We start from the raw sequence: 4,434 nt of genomic DNA on the forward strand, positions 1-4,434 counted from the left end.
CGCGCTACATCAACGACCGCAAGCTGCCCGACAAGGCGATCGACGTGATCGACGAAGTCGGCGCGATGCAGATGCTGGTGCCTGCGAACAAGCGCAAGAAGACGATCACCACCAAGGAGATCGAACAGGTCATCGCGACGATGGCCCGCATCCCGCCGAAGTCGGTCTCGACCGACGACAAGGCGGCGCTGTCGACGCTGGAGACCGACCTCAAGCGCGTGGTGTTCGGGCAGAATGCGGCGATCGAGAAGCTGGCCTCGGCGATCAAGCTGGCGCGCGCCGGCCTGCGCGAACCGGAGAAGCCGATCGGCAATTACCTGTTCACCGGCCCGACCGGCGTCGGCAAGACCGAAGTCGCCAAGCAGCTCGCGTCGATCCTGGGTATCCCCCTCCAGCGGTTCGACATGTCGGAATATATGGAGCGTCATTCGGTCAGCCGGTTGATCGGCGCGCCGCCGGGTTATGTCGGGTTCGACCAGGGCGGTCTGCTGACCGATGCGGTCGACCAGAACCCGCATTGCGTGCTGCTGCTCGACGAGATCGAGAAGGCGCATCCGGATCTGTTCAATATCCTGTTGCAGGTGATGGATAACGGTCGCCTGACCGACCAGCACGGCAAGTCGGTCGATTTCCGCAACGTCATCCTCATCATGACGACCAACGCGGGCGCGAGCGACATGGCGCGCGAGACGGTCGGCTTCGGGAACCTGACGCGCGAGGGCGAGGACGAGCAGGCGGTGCAGAAGATGTTCACGCCCGAATTCCGCAACCGCCTGGATGCGGTGGTGCCGTTCGGCTACCTCCCGCCCGAGGTCGTCGCGCGGGTCGTCGACAAGTTCATCCTGCAGCTGGAACTCCAGTTGGCGGATCGCGGCGTCCACATCAACCTGGATGATGCGGCCAAGGCTTGGCTGACCGAGAAGGGCTACGACAAGCTGTACGGCGCGCGTCCGATGGGCCGCCTGATCCAGGAGAAGATCAAGCAGCCGCTCGCCGAGGAACTGCTGTTCGGCAAGCTGGTCCATGGCGGTGAGGTCACGGTGCGGATGAAGGACGGGGCGTTGTCCTTCGCGATCGAACCCGCCGCGCCCAAGAAGCCAAAGAAGAAAGGCGGCAAGCCGGAGACGGTGTCCGCCGAGTAAGGTGCCTCCACGCCGGGCGACCTGTAGGTCGCCCCGGTGCTTATATCGACACGTTTACTAAAACTTTCTGCTACCGTGCCTAAGCCGATGCATGGCATTGCGGCGCGCAGTATTCCTGATCTCCAGCTTGACGGCATTCCTATTCGGTGTGGTCTTCACGTCGCCTGCCCAAGCGACGCAGCTGCTGCTTCATCCCTGTATCACCCGCGCCGCGCCCGACATGACCGCACGGGGTCTGTTCGCCCGGCCGAACCTGTTCGATTGCACCACGCCGCAGGTTCGGTTCGGCAGCGGCGATTTCTGGCTGCTGTCCGAACCGCTACCCCGGGGCGCGACAACGGACGATGTCGTCAGCATGGCGAGCGGTTGGCAAGACGCGGTGGCGCTCTACGTACTGCGCGCCGATGGATCGATCGGCAGCGTCGGCATTACGTCCCGCACGGTCGGACCCCATCTACGGCTCGGCCCGGTGGTTGTGCTGCCCATCCCCCCTGGCTCATCACGACCGATGCGGTTGCTATGGCATGAGCACGGTGCAGCGAATCTGCGCGGTGTTCTGCGGCGCCCTATGATCGGGACCGAAAACCAGGTCGCCAGCCGGGAGATCCGTCTGTCCGGCTTCTTCGGCGCGTTCGCCGGCATGGCAATCACCATGCTGATCGGCAATCTGGCCTTGTGGCGCGCGCTGCGACAGGCGTTCCAGCCCGCCTATTGCATGCTCCTGCTGTGCATCATCGGCTATGCCGCGACATCGTCCGGGGCGCTTGGCGAATGGTTGCCGCAACTGGATGACCATTATCGGATGCGGCTTGCCACGCTATTTCTGGGCGCGAGCGGCGCGGCGATGATCTTTTTCGTGCGCGGTTTTTTCGAGCGGCCGGTGTTCGCCGGATGGCTCGATCGCGTCAGCCTGTCCGTGGCGGCCTGCGTCATGGGCGCGGAAACGCTCTGCGCGTTCCTCATCCCCTGGCACGCGCAGCTGCTCGACCATCTGGGGCTGGGCGCTTTCATCCTCCTGATGCTGTTGTTCCCGATGATCGGCTGGCGTGCTTGGCGAGAGCGGAGCCGATATTTCTGGCTGTTCGCCGTGACATGGGCGGTGCCGATCGGCTTCGCCTGGATTCGGATCGGGAAGATGCTCGCGATCGTCGATGGCGGTTTTTTCATCGAGAACGCGACGATCATCGCGATGGGTCTGGAGGCCGCTCTATCCGGACTGGCGATCGCCTATCGCATCTATCTACTCAGCTGCGAACGTGACCAGGCACGAGCGCGCGAGCTGGTGGCGCTGCAACTGGCGGAGATCGATCCGCTGACCGGGTTGCTGAACCGTCGTGCGTTCCTGTCGCGCGCGATCGGCCGGCCCGGCGAACATATGCTGCTGCTGGCGGACATCGATCATTTCAAGACCGTCAACGATACGATCGGCCACGACGGCGGCGACGAGGTGCTGCGGGTCTTCGCCCGCGCATTGCGCGCGGCAACCCCGGCCGACGCGTTGGTGTCGCGCTTCGGCGGGGAGGAGTTCGCGATCGTCGTAGGCGCGGATACCGACATCGCCGCGTCGGACATCCTGGATCGGCTTCGCCAGGAGCGCATGCCGTTCGACCTGCGCGTCACCGCCAGCATCGGCACCTGTGTCGGCATGCTTTCACGGGAGAGCGATTGGAACGCGCTCTACCGAAGCGCCGACCGTGCACTGTTCGATGCCAAGGCATCCGGCCGCGACCGTACGCGCGCCGCACCCACGCGAGCCGCCGCCTGAACGATGGTTGCGGACAATCCGGGCGATCAACGACCGTTGTCGACCTTGCGCGAAGTCGGGCTCCGCGGCACGGACGCCGGTGCATGCGCCAACACGGGCGATGGCGCGATCGCAGCCAGATCGGCTCCGGTCTTCGCCAACAGCGCATCGGTCATTTGACCGCCGGTCATCGGCTGGAATTGGCGCAGCGACATCGACTGGAACTTCGCCAGATTCGTATCCGTGCTGAGCCCCGGGAGGTCCGTGTCAAGAACGACCTTCGCCTTCGGATCGGCGATGATCTGGCTGATCGGCGTATCGAGCGTAAAGACGGCCGGTACGGATGGTGGCGCGTCGGGATCGGACACGGCGGCAGGCGCGTTCGCCGCGGGCAGATCAAGCGAGAAAGCCTTTGCGGCATCCGCGGCGCTCCGCTGATCGGTTTGTGCTCCCGAAAGAGACGACATCAGCGTGAGCGCGGAAAACAGGGTCAGGTATATCGTCATTCCGACTGAACCGGTGAAACCCTCAGTGGTTGCATCCCGGCCCAGCCCCGCCGGACCGGACTGTCAGTTGACGCGGCCGAGCCCGGCGATGGCGCGGTCCACCAGCGCGCGGTCCGCGTCTGCACCGTGGCGCTGCGCGATGATCGAAGCGGCGGCATGCACCGCGGCATCGGCGGCACGACCACGGACGTCGGCAATCGCCTGACGTTCCGCCGCGCCGATTTTGTCCTCCGCCATCTTGCTGCGCCGGGCAAGCAAGTCGGTCGCGTCGCTTTCGGCCTTGGCCAGCATGATCCTGGCCTCCGCCTCGGCATGCGCGATAATCGCCGCCGCGTCGCCGACGCTTGCCTTGTCGCGTGCCTGCGCGCCAGCCAGCATAGTCTCCGCCTCCGCGCGAAGTCGTGCCGCCTCCTCCAGCTGTTGGCGGATCGTCGCGATCTTGGCGTCCAGCATACCCGCGATCAGCTTCGGTACGCGCTGCCACAGCATGATGCCGATGACGACGAGCATCGATATCGCAACGAAGCCCGCTGCGGTGATGCCCAACGCGGACGGTTCGTGATGCAGTTCGACCGCACCGCGCGTGGTCGCCAGCGCAACGGGATGGAGGCCCTCAGCCATGCGCCAGTTCCGCCTTCACCTGCTGCTCCGCCGCCGCGCGGTCGATCGACACGCCCGACAGCTTGGCGACGATCGCCTCGACCGCATCGACCGTGCCGACCTCGATCTCGGTCAGCGCGGCGCGGCGGGTCTCGCCGATCCGCGCCATCGCCGCATCGGTCCGCGACGCCAGCACGGCATCGCTTTCCTTGGTCTTCGCCTCGATCGAGGCGGTCGCCTTGCCATGCGCGTCGGCGATCGTCTTCATCGCCTGAGAACGGGCCGAGTCCAGTCCGGCATGATACGCCTCATCGGTATTATGCGCGACGCGGCGGGCATGCTCCGCCGCGGCGAGATCCCCCGTGATCCGCGCGGCACGATCGTCGATCGTCCGCTCGATCCGGGGCACCATCGCCTTGCCGATCCCGAAATAGATCAGCGC

Annotated in this window: 5 protein-coding genes; 2 read left to right on the forward strand and 3 right to left on the reverse strand. The window is 65.4% G+C overall.

The window, feature by feature from the left end:
- Both ACFE7D_RS14045 and ACFE7D_RS14050 read left to right on the forward strand, forming a co-directional pair.
- Positions 1-1,142, forward strand: a 1,142-nt coding sequence (locus ACFE7D_RS14045) for an AAA family ATPase (RefSeq protein WP_375396034.1), incomplete at its 5' end; no start/stop codon positions are given.
- Between the two features lie 127 nt (positions 1,143-1,269).
- Positions 1,270-2,907 carry a diguanylate cyclase gene (locus ACFE7D_RS14050; RefSeq protein WP_375396035.1) on the forward strand — a complete coding sequence of 546 codons (1,638 nt, stop codon included), beginning with the start codon at positions 1,270-1,272 and terminating at the stop codon, positions 2,905-2,907.
- A gap of 26 nt (positions 2,908-2,933) precedes the next feature.
- Here ACFE7D_RS14050 and ACFE7D_RS14055 read toward each other — a convergent pair whose 3' ends face one another.
- The 3 genes from ACFE7D_RS14055 to ACFE7D_RS14065 all read right to left on the reverse strand — a co-directional run.
- The gene (locus ACFE7D_RS14055; RefSeq protein ID WP_375396036.1) at positions 2,934-3,392 is read right to left on the reverse strand and encodes a hypothetical protein; all 459 of its coding nucleotides are present in this window, start codon (positions 3,390-3,392) and stop codon (positions 2,934-2,936) included.
- Positions 3,393-3,455: 63 nt separating this feature from the next.
- Positions 3,456-4,013: a hypothetical protein gene (locus tag ACFE7D_RS14060; protein WP_375396037.1), complete on the reverse strand. Its 558-nt coding sequence runs from the start codon at positions 4,011-4,013 to the stop codon at positions 3,456-3,458.
- Positions 4,006-4,434: ATPase (locus ACFE7D_RS14065; protein WP_375396038.1), on the reverse strand; the 429-nt coding region annotated here is incomplete at its 5' end. The genes ACFE7D_RS14065 and ACFE7D_RS14060, both read right to left, overlap by 8 nt.

Source organism: uncultured Sphingomonas sp. (assembly GCF_964244235.1).
Classification (GTDB): domain Bacteria; phylum Pseudomonadota; class Alphaproteobacteria; order Sphingomonadales; family Sphingomonadaceae; genus Sphingomonas.